At 73.3% G+C, this 16,822-nt stretch carries 16 protein-coding genes; 10 read left to right on the top strand and 6 right to left on the bottom strand.

Annotation, left to right across the window (positions count from 1 at the left end; all coding sequences use genetic code 11):
• The first annotated feature begins 20 nt into the window (after positions 1-20).
• Positions 21-1,643 carry an acetolactate synthase gene (locus tag ACGFI8_RS01240; protein WP_392798239.1) on the top strand — a complete coding sequence of 541 codons (1,623 nt, stop codon included), beginning with the start codon at positions 21-23 and terminating at the stop codon, positions 1,641-1,643.
• Positions 1,644-1,750: 107 nt separating this feature from the next.
• On the opposite strand, the gene ACGFI8_RS01245 is transcribed toward ACGFI8_RS01240, so the two are convergent.
• On the bottom strand, positions 1,751-2,431 hold the full coding sequence (locus tag ACGFI8_RS01245) for a phosphonatase-like hydrolase (RefSeq protein WP_392798242.1): 681 nt from the start codon (positions 2,429-2,431) through the stop codon (positions 1,751-1,753).
• Between the two features lie 162 nt (positions 2,432-2,593).
• Here ACGFI8_RS01245 and ACGFI8_RS01250 point away from each other — a divergent pair, with 162 nt between their 5' ends.
• Entirely contained in the window at positions 2,594-2,719 is a 126-nt protein-coding gene (locus ACGFI8_RS01250) for a hypothetical protein (protein ID WP_392798245.1), read from the top strand.
• Positions 2,716-3,603 (top strand): diacylglycerol/lipid kinase family protein, encoded by an 888-nt coding sequence (locus tag ACGFI8_RS01255; protein ID WP_392798248.1) that lies wholly within the window; start codon positions 2,716-2,718, stop codon positions 3,601-3,603. The genes ACGFI8_RS01250 and ACGFI8_RS01255 overlap by 4 nt, the downstream gene beginning before the upstream one ends.
• Before the next feature lie 30 nt (positions 3,604-3,633).
• Here ACGFI8_RS01255 and ACGFI8_RS01260 read toward each other — a convergent pair whose 3' ends face one another.
• The 3 genes from ACGFI8_RS01260 to ACGFI8_RS01270 are packed head-to-tail and all read right to left on the bottom strand — an operon-like array spanning position 3,634 to position 4,679.
• A complete protein-coding gene (locus ACGFI8_RS01260; RefSeq protein ID WP_392798251.1) occupies positions 3,634-3,990 on the bottom strand; it encodes a PLD nuclease N-terminal domain-containing protein in 357 nt (118 codons plus the stop codon).
• 27 nt (positions 3,991-4,017) lie between these two features.
• Positions 4,018-4,317 carry a DUF202 domain-containing protein gene (locus ACGFI8_RS01265; RefSeq protein WP_392798254.1) on the bottom strand — a complete coding sequence of 100 codons (300 nt, stop codon included), beginning with the start codon at positions 4,315-4,317 and terminating at the stop codon, positions 4,018-4,020.
• Complete coding sequence (locus tag ACGFI8_RS01270; RefSeq protein ID WP_392798256.1) at positions 4,314-4,679, bottom strand: YidH family protein; 366 nt, start codon at positions 4,677-4,679, stop codon at positions 4,314-4,316. The genes ACGFI8_RS01265 and ACGFI8_RS01270 overlap by 4 nt, the downstream gene beginning before the upstream one ends.
• 38 nt (positions 4,680-4,717) lie before the next feature.
• Between ACGFI8_RS01270 and ACGFI8_RS01275 the strand changes: the two genes are divergently transcribed.
• The 3 genes from ACGFI8_RS01275 (at position 4,718) to ACGFI8_RS01285 (ending at position 7,623) form a co-directional block, all read left to right on the top strand.
• Positions 4,718-5,503 carry an ABC transporter permease gene (locus ACGFI8_RS01275; protein WP_392798259.1) on the top strand — a complete coding sequence of 262 codons (786 nt, stop codon included), beginning with the start codon at positions 4,718-4,720 and terminating at the stop codon, positions 5,501-5,503.
• Positions 5,504-5,862: 359 nt separating this feature from the next.
• Positions 5,863-6,642: an electron transfer flavoprotein subunit beta/FixA family protein gene (locus tag ACGFI8_RS01280; RefSeq protein ID WP_392798262.1), complete on the top strand. Its 780-nt coding sequence runs from the start codon at positions 5,863-5,865 to the stop codon at positions 6,640-6,642.
• A gap of 15 nt (positions 6,643-6,657) precedes the next feature.
• Positions 6,658-7,623, top strand: coding sequence for an electron transfer flavoprotein subunit alpha/FixB family protein (locus ACGFI8_RS01285; protein WP_392798265.1), 966 nt, complete (start codon positions 6,658-6,660; stop codon positions 7,621-7,623).
• A gap of 74 nt (positions 7,624-7,697) precedes the next feature.
• Here the strand turns inward: ACGFI8_RS01285 and ACGFI8_RS01290 are convergent, their stop codons facing one another.
• Both ACGFI8_RS01290 and ACGFI8_RS01295 read right to left on the bottom strand, forming a co-directional pair.
• Positions 7,698-9,095, bottom strand: coding sequence for an anti-sigma factor domain-containing protein (locus ACGFI8_RS01290; RefSeq protein WP_392798268.1), 1,398 nt, complete (start codon positions 9,093-9,095; stop codon positions 7,698-7,700).
• A complete protein-coding gene (locus ACGFI8_RS01295; RefSeq protein ID WP_392799578.1) occupies positions 9,076-9,660 on the bottom strand; it encodes an RNA polymerase sigma factor in 585 nt (194 codons plus the stop codon). Before ACGFI8_RS01295 ends, ACGFI8_RS01290 begins: the two co-directional genes overlap by 20 nt.
• 462 nt (positions 9,661-10,122) lie before the next feature.
• On the opposite strand from ACGFI8_RS01295, the gene ACGFI8_RS01300 reads away from it, so the two are divergent.
• The 4 genes from ACGFI8_RS01300 to ACGFI8_RS01315 all read left to right on the top strand — a co-directional run bounded on the left by ACGFI8_RS01300 (position 10,123) and on the right by ACGFI8_RS01315 (position 16,021).
• A complete protein-coding gene (locus tag ACGFI8_RS01300; RefSeq protein WP_392798271.1) occupies positions 10,123-11,286 on the top strand; it encodes a cysteine desulfurase family protein in 1,164 nt (387 codons plus the stop codon).
• 383 nt (positions 11,287-11,669) lie between these two features.
• A complete protein-coding gene (locus ACGFI8_RS01305) occupies positions 11,670-12,416 on the top strand; it encodes a hypothetical protein (protein ID WP_392798274.1) in 747 nt (248 codons plus the stop codon).
• A 71-nt stretch (positions 12,417-12,487) separates the two neighbouring features.
• Positions 12,488-15,076: a glycosyltransferase gene (locus ACGFI8_RS01310; protein WP_392799581.1), complete on the top strand. Its 2,589-nt coding sequence runs from the start codon at positions 12,488-12,490 to the stop codon at positions 15,074-15,076.
• A complete protein-coding gene (locus ACGFI8_RS01315) occupies positions 15,077-16,021 on the top strand; it encodes a chitosanase (RefSeq protein ID WP_392798276.1) in 945 nt (314 codons plus the stop codon).
• Positions 16,022-16,822 lie beyond the last annotated feature (801 nt).

Consider the following 16,822-nt stretch of genomic DNA (forward strand, 5'->3'; position numbering starts at 1 on the left):
AACGTGAGTAGGATTCGCACATGACGAAGATCGACGGGCACGGCGGTGACCTGGCGCTGGCGGCACTGCGCGGGTTCGGGGTCACCGAGATGTTCACCCTGTCCGGCGGCCACGTCTTCCCGCTGTACGACGCGGCGAAGAAGGCCGGCGTCCGCATCGTCGACGTGCGGCACGAGCAGTCCGCGGTGTTCGCCGCCGAGGCGGTCGCGAAGCTCCAGCGCCGCCCCGGGCTGGCCGTGCTGACCGCCGGGCCGGGCGTCACCAACGGCGTGTCCGGGCTCACCAGCGCGATGTTCAACGGCGCGCCGGTGGTCGTGCTCGGCGGCCGTGCCCCGCAGTTCCGCTGGGGCTCGGGCAGCCTGCAGGAGATGGACCACCTGCCCGTCGTGCGCGCGGTCACCAAGCACGCCGAGACGATCTTCGCGACCGACGAGGTCTACGCGCGGATGCGCGCCGCGGCCCTCACCGCCCTCACCCCGCACCGGGGACCGGTCTTCGTGGACCTGCCGCTGGAGGTCGTCTTCTCCACCGTGGACGGGATCGAGGAGGAGGCGGCTCCGGCCGCACCGGCGCAGGAGCCGGACCCCGACGAGGTGCACCGTGCCGTCAGCATCCTGGCCGCAGCCCAGCGGCCGGTCATCGTCGCCGGATCCGACGTGTGGGCCGGCGACGCCACCGCCGCCCTGCGCGAGGCCGCGGAGGCGCTGCGCGTCCCGGTGTTCGCCAACGGCATGGGGCGCGGCACGCTGCCGCCGGACCACCCGCTCGCCTTCGCGCGGGCGCGCAAGGCCGCGTTCGGCGGCGCCGACGTCATCGCGGTCATCGGCACGCCGCTGGACTTCCGGCTCGGCTTCGGCGACTTCGGCGGCGCACAGGTCGTGCACGTCACCGACGCGGCCTCGCAGAAGGCCGGGCACGTCACGCCGGCCGCGGCGCCCGCCGGCGACCTGCGGCTGATCCTGTCGGCGTTCGCGACCTACGGCGGCCTCGTCGCCGATCACGAGGAGTGGATCGCCACGCTGCGCGCCGCGGAGAGTGCGGCGAAGTCGCGGGAGACCGAGGCCCTGGAGGCCGACACCGACCCGATCAAGCCCAGCCGGGTGTACGGCGAACTGCGCAAGGTGCTGGCCGAGGACGCGGTGACGATCGGCGACGGCGGCGACTTCGTCTCCTACGCCGGCAAGTACCTGGAGCCGGCCCGGCCCGGCACCTGGCTCGACCCGGGCCCGTACGGCTGCCTCGGCACCGGCATGGGCTACGCGATGGGTGCGCGGATCACCTACCCGGACCGGCAGATCTGCGTGCTCATGGGCGACGGCGCGGCCGGGTTCTCGCTGATGGACGTGGAGTCGCTGGTACGCCAGCAGCTACCGGTCGTCATCGTGGTCGGCAACAACGGCATCTGGGGCCTGGAGAAGCACCCGATGCGCCAGATCTACGGCTACGACCTGGCCGCCGATCTGCAGCCCGGGCTGCGCTACGACGACGTGGTGAAGGCGCTCGGGGGCGCGGGGGAGACCGTGCAGAAGCCGGGCGACCTGGCCGGGGCGCTGGGGCGCGCGTTCGCCTCGGGCGTGCCGTACCTGGTGAACGTGCTCACCGATCCGGAGGACGCGTACCCGCGCTCGTCCAACCTGGCCTGAGGCACGGCCTGGACCACCTTGTGGGTGGTGCTGCCGTGGGGAACCTTGTGGGTGGGGTCGTGCTCGTGGGTTGGTCGTGCGTGTGTGTTGGTCGGGCGCGCGGCCGGCTACTCGAGGCCGAGCAGGCGCGGGAGCTCGCCGATCGAGCCGATGACCTCGTGCGCGCCCGCGGCCTGCAGCGCCTGGCGGTCGCCCGCGCCGGTCAGGACGCCGACGAGCAGGCCCGCGCCCGCGCGCTGGCCGGCGATGAGGTCCAGCGGCGTGTCGCCGACGACGAGCAGGCGGCGGACGTCCTCGACGCCGAGCTTCAGCGCGGAGACGAGCATGAAGTCCGGGAACGGGCGACCCCGCCCGGCGTCGGCGGGGGAGAGCACCAGGTCGACCTGGCCCCACCAGCCGAGCGCGTCGATGATCGCCTCCTGTGTGGCGCGGGCGAACCCGGTCGTCAGCGCGACCTTGATCCCGGCGGCGCGCAGCGTCTTGATCGCCTCGATGGCGCCCGGGATCGGCAGCACGGCGCCCTCGTCGACGAGCAGCCCGTACGCCTCCTCGAACGTCTCGTTGGCGGCCTGGGCGCGCCGCTCGTCGCCGTCCAGCAGGAGCCGGAACACCTCGATCCGGCTCTGTCCCATCGTCTTGCGCACGACGGCGAGCATGCGCTCGTGCTGCGGGGTGCCAGGCGCCACGCCCTCGCCGGCGAACGCCACCGTGAAAGCCTGCTCGACCAGGCCGTCATCACGCACCGTAGTGCCTGCCATGTCAATGCAGGCGAGTTGCCACGCGGTCATCCCGCGATGGGAGCACGGCGAAGAGGCCGGAGAGTGAACGGCACAAAACCGTCAGAAGGCACCCGTTCAGGCGGGAGTCGGCTCCTCCTCGGCCCGGTCGCGGTTTGGGGCCTTGTCGCCGCTCACGTTTGCCGGCATGCCCAACCTGGGGATTGGCAGAACATGACGGACAACGATCTCGTGAACGGCCTGACGAGGGTCGGCTTCATCGACGGCAAGTTCCTCCTCGCGGTCGCAGTCGGCGGCTCTTGCTTCTTCCAGGCGCGGTACCGAAAGGTCCGCTCATGACCCGTTCGGCGGTCGTTATCAACCCCTCCAAGGTCCTGGACCTCGACGCGCGCCGCCGCGAACTCCGCGACGCACTGGCGGCGGCCGGCTGGCCCGAGCCGCTGTGGCTGGAGACGACGCCGGAGGACCCCGGGTCCGGCATGGCCGAGGACGCCGCCGCGGCCGGCGTGGAGGTGGTGCTCGTCTGCGGCGGCGACGGCACCGTCAGGGCGGTTGCCGGCGTGCTGGCGGGCAGCGATGTGGCCGTCGCGCTCATCCCGTCGGGCACCGGCAACCTGCTCGCCGGCAACCTCGGCATCCCGCACGGCGTGGCCGAGGCGGTCGCGGTCGCCGTCGGCGGCGCGCGGCGGCGCATCGACGTCGGCGTCGTGGAGGGCGCGGGCGCGTTCACCGTGATGGCCGGCATGGGCTTCGACGCCGCGATGGTCGGCGAGACGCCCGACGAGGCGAAGCGCCGCTTCGGCTGGGCCGCGTACGTCGCGTCCGGGCTGCGCAACCTCACCCGCCGCCGCATGGCGGTGCGCATCCGGCTGGACGGCGGCCGCTACCTGCACCGCCGGGCCAGCAGCGTGCTCGTCGCGAACGTGGGCCGCCTGCAGGGCGGCATCCGGCTACTGCCCGACGCCGAGCCCGACGACGGCTGCCTCGACGTCGCGGTCCTCAGCCCGAGCCACCTGTCGGACTGGGTGCGGCTGGCCGGTGGGGTGCTGGTGTGGCGCGGTGGCGACGCGCGTGGCCTGGAGACCTTCCGCGCCCGCGCGGTCGAGGTCCGTGCCGCCCACGACGAGCCGCGCGAACTCGACGGCGACGTCATCGTGCCCGATCGCCGCCTGGCCGCCCGCGTACGCCCAGGCGCGCTGATCGTGTGCGTCCCGCAGGTCTGACCGTTCTTCGTCTGGCCTCGTCCTCGTGCGCTATGCGCCCGGATCGTCGTCGCGGCGTTTGAGGTCCTCCTCCCAGCGGCGCAGCAGCTCAGCGTCGTTGCGGGACTGGGTGGTGTCGATGCCGCGCAGGAACTCCGGGTCGTCGTCCGGCGCGGTCACCCGCCTTCGGCTTCGACCGCCCGCGAGCACCCCCGCCCGCTGTTCGAGCGAGGCAGGGCGGCCGGCGAAGAACCACGCGACGGGGCCGACGATCGGCAGGAGCAGGATCGCCAGGAACCAGACGGGCCTGGGCAGCCCGCGGATGTCCTCGCGCTCCGAGGACAGGCAGTCGATCAGTGCGATCAGCGTCGCGACCAGCACGATCAAGAAGGGCAGTGCGCGTCCCATGGCGCCATCATGACTCAGCAAAGGGGGTCATGACATCAGCAACAGGGTGCCCATCGCGCAGTACAGCAGAATGAGCGCGACCAGCGACGGCACCGCCCGGGCGATCGGGGTGGTGAGGTTGTGGACGCGGTGCAGGGTGAGCCGCACCGCGGCGGCCCAGCCGAGCGCGACGGCGGCCAGGACCCACGCCGCGGGCATGGGCTCCAGCTGTACCGCGGCCAGGCGCGCCAGCAGCAGCGCGACCGCGGTGAACGAGACCAGGGTCCGGCGCCACGACAGGTGGGTGCGCTCGACCTGGGCGCCCGGGGGCGGCTCCGGCTCGCTCACAGCAGCGTCGCCACCAGCAGCGCGGCCGCGCCCAGGGTGACCACGAGCGCGAGGATGGCCGGGAACCGCGACGGGGGCAGCGCCTCACCCAGCCGCATCGCCCGCTCGCTGCGAGCCCAGTGATCGACCGCCCGGATCGCGACGAGGGCCCCGAGCGCGAGCAGTGACACCGCGACCACGATGCGCAGCCGGTGTTCGGGCAGGAACTGCGCGACCGCGAGCCCGCCGCCGATCAGCGCCAGCGCGGTGCGCAGCCAGGCCAGGAAGGTGCGCTCGTTGGCCAGCGAGAACCGGTAGTCGGGGGTGCTGCCGACCGAGCGGACCTCGTCGGGATCGAACCAGAGCCGGACCACCGACCACATCGACATGAATTGTCGGACCCCCTCAGTACAGTCGCCCCGTGCTCCGAACGACGCTCGCCGGACTGCGTGCTCACAAGGTACGTCTTGTGCTGACCGCGGTCGCCGTCATGATCGGTGTCGGGTTCCTCGCCGGCACCCTCGTCTACGGCGACACGGCGCGCGCCGCCTTCTACGACGATCTTGCCCGGGCCGCCCGCAACGTCGACGCGTCGGCCGGCCCTGACCGGCTGCCGTTCGGCGACCGGGGCTCCGGGTTTGCCGAGACCACCCGCCGGCTGGACTTCGGCGACCTTGACGCGGTGCGCGGGGTGCCCGGCGTCGCCCACGCGGACGGCCGGATGGCCGAGCGGCTGTCGATGCTCGACGGGCAGGGGCGCCTGATCGCCGACTTCGGGCGGGCCGGCTGGGCGGTGTCGGTCCCGGGCGACCCGGCGCTGTCGATGTTCGACACGTCCCATGGCCGGCTGCCGCAGCGCGACGGCGAGATCGCGGTCGACGCCACGACCGTGCAGACCTACGGCTTCCGCCTCGGCGGCACGGTGTCCGTCGTCGGCCCCGGCGGCCACCCGGTGGCGCTGCTCGTGCTGGAGGCCGTGCTGATGTCCGCGGTGGGCGCCACGACGGGCATCGGCCTGGGTGTCCTCGCGGGCGCGGCGGCCGCGTTCGGCCTCATCCGCCAGTACGGCCACGGCTACCCGGTCATCCCGGTCGGCCAGCTCGCCCTGTACGCGGCCCTGGCCACGTGCGCGGCCGCGGCTGCCGCCCTGCCCCCGGCCCGCCGCGCCACCCGCACGGCGCTGGCCACCGCGATGATCTCCGACTGACCCGCCTCACCCGTGTTCTGGGGAAACCTGGGCATTTTGGCCTCGCGCAGGCGGCCGCAGGTGCACAGATGATCGTCCGGAGCCTCGCGCCTGCGGTGTGTGACCTTTTCCGCAGCTTGCTGTGCGACGGCGGCGGCAGGCGGCCGGGCCGGCCGGAGGATCAGGGATTTTTCCGACATATCACCCAGCCCCGGCACTAGGTTGCGGCCGGTTGGTGACACTTTTCACCGCGACCGCGAACTTACTGCCCAGTAACATCTGCAAGGCGAACCTGTTACCACTCGCGATGAGCCGTAACGTGGGGCGCAAGTCGCCAGCGACGGCGCGGTGACTGTCAAGCAGGAGGACCTCGGACCACGATGAAGATCGTCGTACTCGTCAAGCAGGTGCCGGACTCCGGCGCGGAGCGCAACCTGCGCACTGACGACAACACCGTCGACCGCGGGTCGGCGAACAATGTGATCAACGAGATGGACGAGTACGCCATCGAGGAGGCCCTTCGCCTCCAGGAGGCGCACGGCGGCGAGGTCGTCGTCCTGACCGTCGGCCCGGACCGCGCGACGGAGTCGATCCGCAAGGCGCTGTCGATGGGCCCGGACTCGGCCGTCCACGTCGTCGACGACGCGCTGCACGGCTCGTGCGCCGTCGCCACGTCGAAGGTCCTCGCGGCCGCCATCGCCCAGCAGAACGCCGACCTGGTCATCTGCGGCGCCGAGTCGACCGACGGCCGGGTACAGGTCATGCCGCACATGGTCGCCGAGCGGCTGGGCATCGCCGCACTGACCGGCGCGCGGAAGCTGACCGTGGAGGGCTCACAGCTGACCATCGAGCGGCAGACCGACGAGGGCTACGAGGTCGTCACCGCCGCCACCCCCGCGCTCGTCAGCGTCTGGGACACGATCAACGACCCGCGGTACCCCTCGTTCAAGGGGATCATGGCGGCCAAGAAGAAGCCGCTGCAGACGCTGTCGCTGGCCGACCTGGGCATCGCCGCCGGCGAGGTCGGGTTGGACGGCGCGACCAGCGCCGTGGTCGAGCACAACAAGCGGCCGCCGCGCCAGGCCGGCAACAAGATCGACGCGGGCGACGACGGCGGCGTGAAGCTCGTCGAGTACCTCGCCTCCGAGAAGTTCGTGTAAGGGGAGACGGAAACCATGGCTGAAGTTCTGGTCGTAGTCGAGGCCTCCTCGCAGGGCGGGGTCAAGAAGGTCACGCTCGAGATGCTCACCCTCGCCCGCACGCTGGGCGGGGACGTCGCCGCGGTCGTGCTCGGCGGGTCCTCGGACGCCCTGGACGCGCTGACCGCCAAGCTCGGCGAGTACGGCGCCACGAAGATCTACGCCGCCGCCGGCGCCGACCTCGACGGGTACCTGGTCGCCCCGAAGGCCACCGTCCTGGCCGGGCTGATCCAGCGGGTCTCGCCGGCTGCGGTCCTGCTCGCCTCCACGCAGGAGGGCAAGGAGATCGCCGCCCGCGTCGCCGTCAAGCTCGACAACGGCGTGCTCACCGACGTGGTCGCGCTGGAGCCGGACGGTACCGCCACGCAGGTGGTCTTCGCCGGTTCGACGATCGTCAAGTCCAAGGTCACCAAGGGCCTGCCGATCGTGACCGTGCGCCCGAACTCCCTCACGCCCGCCCCCGCGCCGGCCACCCCCGCCGTCGAGCCGGTCGAGGTCGCCGTGCAGGACAAGGACCGGCTCGCCAAGGTCGTGGAGCGCAAGACCGAGTCCAAGGGCGCCCGCCCCGAGCTGGCCGAGGCGTCCATCGTCGTCTCCGGCGGCCGCGGCGTCGGCAGCGCGGACAACTTCAAGCTGGTCGAGGAGCTGGCCGACCTGCTCGGCGGCGCGGTCGGCGCGTCGCGCGCGGCGGTCGACTCCGGCTTCTACCCGCACCAGTTCCAGGTCGGCCAGACCGGCAAGACCGTGTCGCCGCAGCTGTACGTCGCGCTGGGCATCTCCGGCGCGATCCAGCACCGCGCCGGCATGCAGACGTCGAAGACCATCGTCGCCGTGAACAAGGACCCCGAGGCGCCGATCTTCGAACTGGCCGACTTCGGCGTGGTCGGCGACCTGCTCAAGGTCGTCCCGCAGGCCGCCGAGGAGATCCGCAAGCGCAAGTAGCTCTTGGTTGCTTGAGGCGCCCGCCGGCTTCGTCGGCGGGCGCCTTCGCGGTTGTTGCCGGCTTTCTGCGCGATTCACGGCAGTTTGCCGCGCAGCATGCTCCGCCCGGAGTGCGTGGGTTTCCCGTCGTGCGGCTCCGCGGAAATGTCGATGATGTTGTACCGAGAGAGATCCACCGTCGCCGGTACCGCAAGTGCAAGGTTCGGACCTTTGCCCAGCACCCCGAGCGCCTCCATACGCCCGGTCGGCCCGGTCTCGTCGAGCAGCCACGCCTCGTAGTCGCTGTCCGCCTGGACGGGCATCCCCTCGGCACGGACGATGAGCCGCCGTTCGCCGTCGACGGTCCGCACGCAGGCGTACCCGCTCGCTCCGCGCGGCGCCTCCGGCAGCGGATCGAGCCGCACCCGCGCGTCCTGCGGCCGGCAGTCGGCCGCGGCGTCGCCGCCGTCGCGCCCGCGGAGCAGGAGCACGGTCACCCCGGCCCCGGCCAGCGCCCCCACGACGGCGGCCATCGCCGCGATCGCCACGGCGCCACCCCACCCGGGCCCGCGCCGCCTCAGATGCCGCGCCGCCCGGCCGCCCAGCACGACCCCAGGATCCTGCGCCGACCCGCCGGCCAGCGCGGCCGCGCCTTTCCGCGTCAGCCCGCCGCTCCGCGTAGCCCCGCCGGCGAGCGCCACCTCACCGCTCAGCGCAGCCCCGTCCCACGCCGCGTCCCATGCCGCCCGGTCTCGGTCGGCCCCATCCCATGCCGCGTGACCTCGGTCGGCCTCGTCCCACGCCTGGCCTCGGTTGGCCGCATCCCATGCCGCGTGGCTTCGGTCGGCGCCTTCCGATGCCGCCCGGTCTCGGTCGGCGCGATGTCGTGCCGTTCGGTTCTGCTCCGGCCCGTTCGTTCGACGGCTCGACGACGTGCCAGCTCCGTCCGCCTCCGCCCCTGCCACCACCTCGTCCCATGCGCTATCCCGGGCCGTTTCGCCCGGGAGCGCTTCTTCCGGGGGCGTCGCCCACCGCCACCCGCCGGGGGGCGTGTCCGCCTCGGGCGTCGTAGGTCGTTCCGTGGCCGGGGTGGTGTCGGCCCGGGGCGTTCCCGAGCGTTCCGTGCCTGGGGTGGTGTCCGCCCGGAGCGTCGCGGGGCGCTCTGTGCCCGGGGTGGTGTCCGCCCGGGGCGTTCCCGAGCGTTCCGTGCCAGGGGCGGTGTCCTCCCGGGGCGTCGCGGGGCGCTCCGTGGCCGGGGCGGTGTCCGCCCGGGGCGTGGCCAGTTCCGCGCGGATGCGCTGCCACACGCGCTCCGGCGGCGGCGGGAGCTCGCGCAGCCGCTGCGTCTGCCGGCCGAGCCCGGCGACGTCGCGCAGCGAGTCCACGTCCGCGCGGCACCGCTCGCAGGTGTCCAGGTGGCCGTTCTCGCGCAGGTCGAGGGTCTCCTCACCGAGCGCCAGAAGTACCAGCCGCTCAGGCTCCAGATGCGGCACCGTCTACCTCCCAGCGGTCGCGTAGCCGCGCCATCCCGCGCCGCAGGTGGCTCTTCACGGTGCCGAGCGGGAGCCCGGTCAGGGCGGCGATCCGCGGGTGGGGCAGGTCGTCGTAGAACGCCAACTCCAGTACCCGCCGCTGCTCGCCCGGAAGGTGGGCCATCTCGTCGGCCAGCAGGAGGCGTTCGACGATGCGGTCCGGGGGCGCCTCGCTCGCGCGGTCGCCGGCGAGGCCGGCCAACCGGCGTATCGATTCGGTGATGCGATCTTCCCGCGCGGAGGCGCGGTTCCGGTCGACGACCTTGCGCCACGCGATGCCGAGCAGCCAGCCGAGCATCGAGCCGCGCGTCGCGTCAAAGCCCCCGCGCCCGAGCCAGGCCGCCACGAAGGTGGCCTGGGTGACGTCCTCGGCGTCCGCGGCACTGGTGACGCCCCGCAGCGCGAGGTGGAACACCGCCGGCCCGAACCGCTCGTACGCCAGCCGCAGGGCGCGCTCGTCCCCGGCGCGGAACAGCTCGACGAAGCCGTCCTCGCCGTGGTCGCCGCGCGGGTGCCCGGTGCTCATCGGCACCGCCCGCCCGGATGCCGCGGTCGCCACCATCGCACGGGTACGTCCTGAAGCTCTCGGAGTTCACGGGTTGTTCCTGACCAAGCATTCGCGCCCGCAGCGGCGCGGATGCGCCACGTGGGGTTTCCCACACCGCGGTTCCACCTGGGGTGGTGCTCCTTACCACCCGCGCGCCCGGGCGCGTTCTTCAGATTGCGAGAATGATCGCCGGACGTTGAACCTGTCACCAGCAGTGACCGCGCCCGTGTGCGGCGCCCGGTCGCAGGTGGCGGGCATCCGGGCCGCGACCTCGATTCTTCTGGATCGATGACCCGCCCGCGTCCGCGCTGCGCGGCCTCGTGACCGTCACGGGCGGTGCCGTCGCCGATGCGGTCGCCCGCCACGCACGTCCGGTGGCGGGGCGATCATCGCGCGACCGGAGGGGAAGTAAGGGGTGCCTGGCCGTTAGGCTTGGCTCCGATGCCGTATCTCGACCACGCCGCCACCACGCCGATGCTCCCGGAGGCGCTCGACGCCTACGTCGCCACGGCGCGCGAAGTCGGCAACGCTTCTTCGCTGCACGCCCCCGGCCGCCAGGCTCGCCGCCGAGTGGAGGAATCGCGCGAGCGGGTCGCCGCCACGCTGGTGGCCCGCCCGTCGGAGGTGATCTTCACCGGTGGCGGCACCGAGAGCGACAACCTCGCCGTCAAGGGCGTGTTCTGGGCCCGCCGCGGCGCCGACGCGCGCCGCAACCGGGTCGTGGCCAGCTCCGTCGAGCACCATGCCGTGCTCGACTCCGTCGCCTGGCTGGAGCGGCACGAGGGCGCCGCCGTCACCTGGCTGGCTGTCGACGCGTACGGGCGGGTGCACCCGGAGGCGCTCGCCGAGGCACTGGCCGGCGACGACGTCGCGGTGGTCACGGCCATGTGGGCCAACAACGAGGTCGGCACCGTCCAGCCCGTCGCCGAGCTGGCCGCGCTCGCCGTCCGCGCGGGCGTGCCGTTCCACACCGACGCCGTCCAGGCCGTCGGCCAGGTGCCGGTCGACTTCGCCGCGAGCGGCGCGTCCGCGCTCACGGTCAGCGGCCACAAGCTCGGTGGCCCGATCGGCGCGGGCGCGCTGCTGCTGGGCCGCGAGGTCGACTGCACGCCGTTGGCCCACGGCGGCGGCCAGGAGCGCGACGTACGCTCCGGCACCCTCGACGTGCCCGCCATCGTGGCGTTCGCCGTGGCCTTGGAACTGTCGGTGAAGACGCAGCGCGAGTCGGCCGAACGCATCGGACGCCTCCGCGACGCCCTGGTCGAACGCGTCCGCGCGACCGTACCGGAGGCCATCCTCAACGGCGACCCCGCGGACCGCCTCCCGGGCAACGCCCACTTCTCCTTCCCGGGCTGCGAGGGCGACGCGCTGCTGCTGCTCCTCGACGCCCAGGACATCGCCTGCTCGACGGGTTCGGCCTGCTCGGCGGGGGTGGCGCAGCCGTCGCACGTGCTGCTGGCCATGGGCGCCGACGACGCCCGCGCCCGCTCGTCGCTGCGCTTCACGCTCGGCCACACCTCGACCATGGACGACGTGGACGCACTCGTCGCCGCGCTGCCCGCCGCGGTCGAACGCGCCCACCGCGCCGCCACCAAGAGCCGCTGACCGCCGCCGCGTCCGCGCGCAGCGGTGGCGTCCGCGCGCTACAGGGCGCGCCGGGCGTCAGCAGCTGCCCACGCGCCCGGCTGCGTCCGGCGCGTGGGCAGGTCCGTTCTTGTGTGTGCGTAGAGCGCGTCTGCGGGCCGCGCGTCCGCGCGTGGCCGGGGCGTGTTTCGCTGGCCAAGGGGCCGTGGATGGGGGAGGGTGAGGGAGGGTGAGCCATTAGTGAGGAACGCCTAACGTGGTCGGTCGTCGGGGTGAAGCCGTACGGGTGAATTAGCACCTACCACGGCGAATATTGCCTGGTAGCTGGGCTAGTGATTTGGTTACGGCAATTCTCTGACGTTTTTCGGGACTCTTAAGTCTTCGCGTGCGCCTATGTTTGCGCCGTGCCACTCGAAACCCGTTCCATGGATGACGATACCGACATCATCGCTGTTGGCGATCTTTCGTCACCGGTGTTCGTCGATGCATCCGGCCGCCGGGGAAAACGAATCCGCGTCGTTTTCGGCCTGCTGGGGGCGGCGACGCTCGTTTACGGAGCGCTCGTCGCCACCAGTCTCGCCGGTGGGCCGTTGAAGCCGCAGCAGTTGCTGCCCTTTCCGGATCTTGCGAATAACCTGCCGGTGCTCGAACCGCAGCCGCCCGCGTCCAAGCCGGGGGCGAAGAACACGCCGGTGGCCAACAGGCCGCCGAGCTCCACCGCGAAGAAGATCGCCGACGGCAAGCCGGTGCCGAGCGCGTCCGCGCGGCCGGGCGGTGCCGGGGTGCCGGGTACGCCGGAGGCGACCGCGACGACGGCGCCCTCCGCCGTGCCGACGAGTTCCGCGCCCGAGCCGCAGCCGTCGGCGGATCCGACGCGGACCCCGCAGCCGTCGGCCCGGCCGTCCGCGTCGGCCTCGCCGACGCCGCCGCACACCGGTCAGACCGAGGGGACAGCGGGCACGGCGCGGCCGAGCGCCACCGCGACCCCGACGGCCACGGCGTCGCGCTCCGCGGGCACCGTGCCGGTCGGTGATACGTCGACCGTGCGGCCGGCCGCGTCGCCGATGGTGGGCGGCACCGGCGGTACCGATGCGGAAATCGACGGATCCGGCCTTGTCTCCAGCGCGACCGCGAGCGTGAGCCAGGCGTGACCCACCGGAGGAAGACCCCGAAGAAGCGGTTCCCGCTCGCCCGCCTCATCTTCGGCATCGTGCTGCTGACGATGCTCGTGGGCGTGCTGTTCGTCGAGGCCTACGTGAACGCCGAGTTCCACCCCGACCACAGCGGGAGCGCCGGCCGCCAGACGCAGGTGCCACAGTCGGTCATCGACGGCGGGCCGATCATCGACACGCGCAACGGGGCGGTGCACTCCTACAGCATGCCTCCCAAGACCATCGCGCTCACGTTCGACGATGGGCCCGACCCGGTGTGGACGCCGCGCATCGTGGACGTCCTGCGGCGGCACAACGTCAACGCGACGTTCTTCGTCGTCGGTACCCAGGTGACCCGGCACGCCGACATCGTGGCCGACCTCGCGCGCGAGGGCGACGAGATCGGCATCCACAGCTTCACGCATCCGCGCCTGGACAAGCTGTCGCAGTGGCAGCGCGAGCTGGAGTACTCGCAGACCCAGCTCGCCGTCGTGCGCGCGACCGGGCGGAAGTCGGCGCTGCTGCGCCTGCCGTACTCGTCCAGCGCTGATGCCATCGACGACGCCAACTGGCCGCTGATCCAGGAGGCCGGGCAGCTCGGGTACCTGTCGATCATGACGGACACCGACAGCCGGGACTGGAGCCGGCCCGGCGTGGACGCGATCGTGCGCGGCGCGACGCCGGAGGGCGACAACGGCTCCGTCGTGCTCATGCACGACGCGGGCGGCGACCGCGCGGAGACCGTCGCGGCGCTGGACCGGTTCATCCCGATGATGCAGCGGCGCGGGTACACCTTCACGACCGTCTCCGGCGGCCTGGCGAAGGCGCTCGCGGACCGCAGCATCGCCGTCGACACCCCGGCCACCGCCAGCGACAAACGCCGCGCCCTCGCGCTCGTGACCGCGGTCTCCGTCGCCGACTGGATCATGGAGCTGCTGCGGGTCCTGTTCCTGATCGTTGGGATCCTGACGATCGGGCGCACGGCGGCGCTGTTCCTCCTCGCCGGCCGCCACGCGCGGAGGCGGCGCGCGAAGACGTGGGAATGGGGGCCGCCGGTCGAGGAGCCGGTGTCGGTCGTGGTGCCCGCCTACAACGAGAAGGAGGGCATCGAGGCCACGGTGCGCTCCCTCGCGGGCGGCAACCATCCGGGCGGGATCGAGGTCGTGGTCGTCGACGACGGCTCCACCGACGGTACCGCCGCGCTCGTGGAGGCGCTGAAGCTGCCGAACGTGCGCGTCGTGCGCATCCCCAACGGCGGCAAGGCCAACGCGCTCAACGTCGGCATCGCCATGGCGAAGCACGACCTGATCGTCATGGTGGACGGCGACACCGTCTTCGAGCCGGATTCGCTGCGCCACCTCGTCCAGCCGTTCGCCGACCCGTCCGTCGGCGCGGTCGCGGGCAACGTCAAGGTCGGCAACCGCAAGTCGATCGTCGCGCGGTGGCAGCACATCGAGTACGTCATCGGGTTCAACCTGGACCGCCGGCTGTACGACCTGCTGCGCATCATGCCGACGGTCCCGGGCGCGATCGGTGCGTTCCGCCGCCAGGCGCTGCGCGACATCGGCGGGATCAGCCACGACACCCTGGCCGAGGACACCGACGTGACGATGGCGCTGTGCCGGAGCGGCTGGCGGGTGGTCTACGAGGAGCGCGCCCGCGCGTGGACGGAGGCGCCGAGCACCCTGCGGCAGTTGTGGCTGCAGCGGTACCGCTGGAGCTACGGCACGATGCAGGCGATGTGGAAGCACCGGCGGTCGCTGGTCGACAGCGGCCCGTCTGGCCGGTTCGGCCGCGTCGGGCTGCCCTTCATCGCCTTCTTCGGCATCGCGCTGCCGTTGCTCGCCCCGCTGATCGACATCCTGTTCGTGTACGGCCTGTTCTTCGCCAGCTGGAGGATCACCACGATCGCGTGGTTGGCGATGCTCGGCCTGCAGTTGCTGACCGCGATCGTCGCGTTCCGGCTGGACAGGGAGCCGATGCGGCCGCTGTGGGTGCTGCCGCTGCAGCAGTTCGTGTACCGGCAGCTGATGTACATCGTGCTCATACAGTCGCTGGGAACGGCGCTGAGCGGGGCGCGGCTGCGCTGGCACAAGCTGCACCGGGCGGGCTCCGCCGGGGCGAACGCGCCGATCCCGCCGTCGTCGACGGCCCCCGCGGACGTCGCGCCCGCGCCCGGCGATGCTCGTGCGTCAGACGGTGCCGCCGCGTCCGGTGGTGTGCTCGCATCCAACGGTGCCGGCGCGTGGAATGGTGCGGCCGCGGCGGGCGGTGCGCTCGCGGCGGACCGTGCGATCGCGTCCGCGGGGGATCGTGGCCTCGCGTCGGACCGCTACGTCGCGTCGGGGCCGCGCGGCATCCGCGTGTCGGATCATGCCTCCGCGTCCGGGCCGCGCGGCGTCCGCGCGTCCGCGCGAGGTGGCGTGCCTGCGGGTACGTCCGTAGCGGCCGGTGAGGTTGCCCACCGGGGCGACGGCGCGGACGCGTACTGGCGTGAAGGCTCGCAGCCGCGTAGAGGGCAGCCGCGCGGGGTGGCGCGGGTGCCGCACGCGTCCGCGCCCGAGCATCGCGTCTCCGAGCACACCGCGGCGCTGTACTCCGTGTCGCACTCGACCCTGCTGCGGTCGAGCGCCGCCGATTCCGATGGGGAGGGTTCCTGAGTGCGCCGTTGGTCGCTGCGCCGTCGCGTCGGCGTCTCCGCGTTCGTCGTGATGTCACTCGCCCTCGCGTCGCTCGCCATGCGCACGCCCGGACGCGGCCAGGCCGAGCCCGAGGGGCCGGCCAGGAACACCGCGGCGGCCGCCTCGCCGGCGACGGGGCGCACGCCCGGGAGCGCGAGCGCCGGTGCGCCGCGGAGCCCGGACGGCCGGCGCGCCGCGCGGGTGGGGCCGGCCCAGACGATCCGCGGTGACCTGTCCGATCCGCAGAAGAAGGACATCGCGATGCGCATCGTGTCCAGCGCGGAGAACTCCACGCTGGACTGGACCGCGCAGTACAGCTACATCGAGGACATCCACGACGGCCGCGGGTACACGGGCGGGATCGTCGGTTTCTGCAGCGGTACCGGGGACATGCGCGCCGTCGTCGAGCGGTACACGGCCGCGGTGCCGGGCAACCGCCTGGCCGCCTACCTGCCCGCGCTCAAGCGGGTCAACGGCAGCGCCTCGCACGACGGTCTGGACCCGAACTTCACCGCCGACTGGCGCGCGGCCGCGGCCGACCCCGCGTTCCGCGCCGCTCAGGACGCCGAGCGCGACCGGCTGTACTTCAACCCGGCGCTGAGCCAGGCCAAGCAGGACGGGCTGCGCATCCTGGGCCAGTTCGTGTACTACGACGCGATCGTCATGCACGGCGCGAACGGCCTGGCGAAGCTGCGCCGCACCGCGGCCGCGCAGGTCCCGCCCCCGGCGAGGGGCGGCGACGAGGCGGCGTACCTGGAGGCGTTCCTGAACGCCCGGGTGCAGCTGATGGAGTCCGAACGCGGCCACGGCGACGAGAGCCGTATCAACGACGCCCAGCGGGTCTTCCTGGCGGCGCGCAACTTCGACCTCGACCCACCGCTGCACTGGCGGGTCTACGGCGACTCGTACGAGATCGCGACCTGACCGCACCCGAGCGCCGCTCCCGCGCGGCCGCGCTCGCGTGGAGGCGCACGGGTCGCGCCCGGGCACCGATGCCGTGCGGCCGTGTCCGGCATGCGCGGACGCGTTGGTGGAACGACGGCCGTGGCTCCGGCGCGCGGAGGCGCGGCCGCGCTCGCGCGGAGACGCACGGGTTGTGCCGGGCGCCGATCCCGTGCGGCCGTGTCCGGCATGCGCGGACGCGTTGGTGGAACGACGGCCGTGGCTCCGGCGCGCGGCCGCGCGGAGGCGGCCGCGCGGAGGCGGCCGCGCGGAGGCGTATAGGTCGCGCCTGGGCGCCGATCCCGCGCAGCTGCGCACGGACGCGACCTTGCGGACGCGGGGCCGGCGGCGGACGGGGCTCGGGGCCGCTGCCGACGGGACGGTGGGGGTCGCGGCCGGAGGCCGCGGGTTCTTGCGCGCGGAGGCGCGGTCGCGGCCGCGCGCAGGCGCACGGGTCGTGCCGGGCGCCGATCCCGTGCGGCCGTGTCCGGCATGCGCGGACGCGTTGGTGGAACGACGGCCGTGGCTCCGGCGTGCAGAGGCGCGGTCACGGCCGCGCGGAGGCGGCCGCGCGGAGGCGGACAGGTCGTGCCTGGGCGCCGATCCCGCGTAGCTGCGCACGGACGCGACCTTGCGGACGCGGGGCCGGCGGCGGACGGGGCTCGGGGCCGCGCGGAGGCCGACGGGACGGTGGGGTCGCGGCCGGAGGCCGCGGGTTCTTGGCACCGCGGACCTGGCAGGGTCGGGGCCGCCCTTCAGGCAGGCCCCGGCCCGGTGACTCGC

It is taken from the genome of Dactylosporangium sp. NPDC048998 (genome assembly GCF_043197855.1).
In the GTDB taxonomy this organism is placed as follows: domain Bacteria; phylum Actinomycetota; class Actinomycetes; order Mycobacteriales; family Micromonosporaceae; genus Dactylosporangium.

Bases quoted from the DNA above. Each gene is read 5' to 3' on its own strand.
- ACGFI8_RS01240 (WP_392798239.1), top strand. From the start codon at position 21: ATGACGAAGATCGACGGGCACGGCGGTGACCTGGCGCTGGCGGCACTG.
- ACGFI8_RS01245 (WP_392798242.1), bottom strand. From the start codon at position 2,431: ATGACCGCGTGGCAACTCGCCTGCATTGACATGGCAGGCACTACGGTG.
- ACGFI8_RS01250 (WP_392798245.1), top strand. From the start codon at position 2,594: ATGACGGACAACGATCTCGTGAACGGCCTGACGAGGGTCGGCTTCATC.
- ACGFI8_RS01255 (WP_392798248.1), top strand. From the start codon at position 2,716: ATGACCCGTTCGGCGGTCGTTATCAACCCCTCCAAGGTCCTGGACCTC.
- ACGFI8_RS01260 (WP_392798251.1), bottom strand. From the start codon at position 3,990: ATGGGACGCGCACTGCCCTTCTTGATCGTGCTGGTCGCGACGCTGATC.
- ACGFI8_RS01270 (WP_392798256.1), bottom strand. From the start codon at position 4,679: ATGTGGTCGGTGGTCCGGCTCTGGTTCGATCCCGACGAGGTCCGCTCG.
- ACGFI8_RS01280 (WP_392798262.1), top strand. From the start codon at position 5,863: ATGAAGATCGTCGTACTCGTCAAGCAGGTGCCGGACTCCGGCGCGGAG.
- ACGFI8_RS01285 (WP_392798265.1), top strand. From the start codon at position 6,658: ATGGCTGAAGTTCTGGTCGTAGTCGAGGCCTCCTCGCAGGGCGGGGTC.
- ACGFI8_RS01295 (WP_392799578.1), bottom strand. From the start codon at position 9,660: ATGAGCACCGGGCACCCGCGCGGCGACCACGGCGAGGACGGCTTCGTC.
- ACGFI8_RS01300 (WP_392798271.1), top strand. From the start codon at position 10,123: ATGCCGTATCTCGACCACGCCGCCACCACGCCGATGCTCCCGGAGGCG.
- ACGFI8_RS01310 (WP_392799581.1), top strand. From the start codon at position 12,488: ATGCTCGTGGGCGTGCTGTTCGTCGAGGCCTACGTGAACGCCGAGTTC.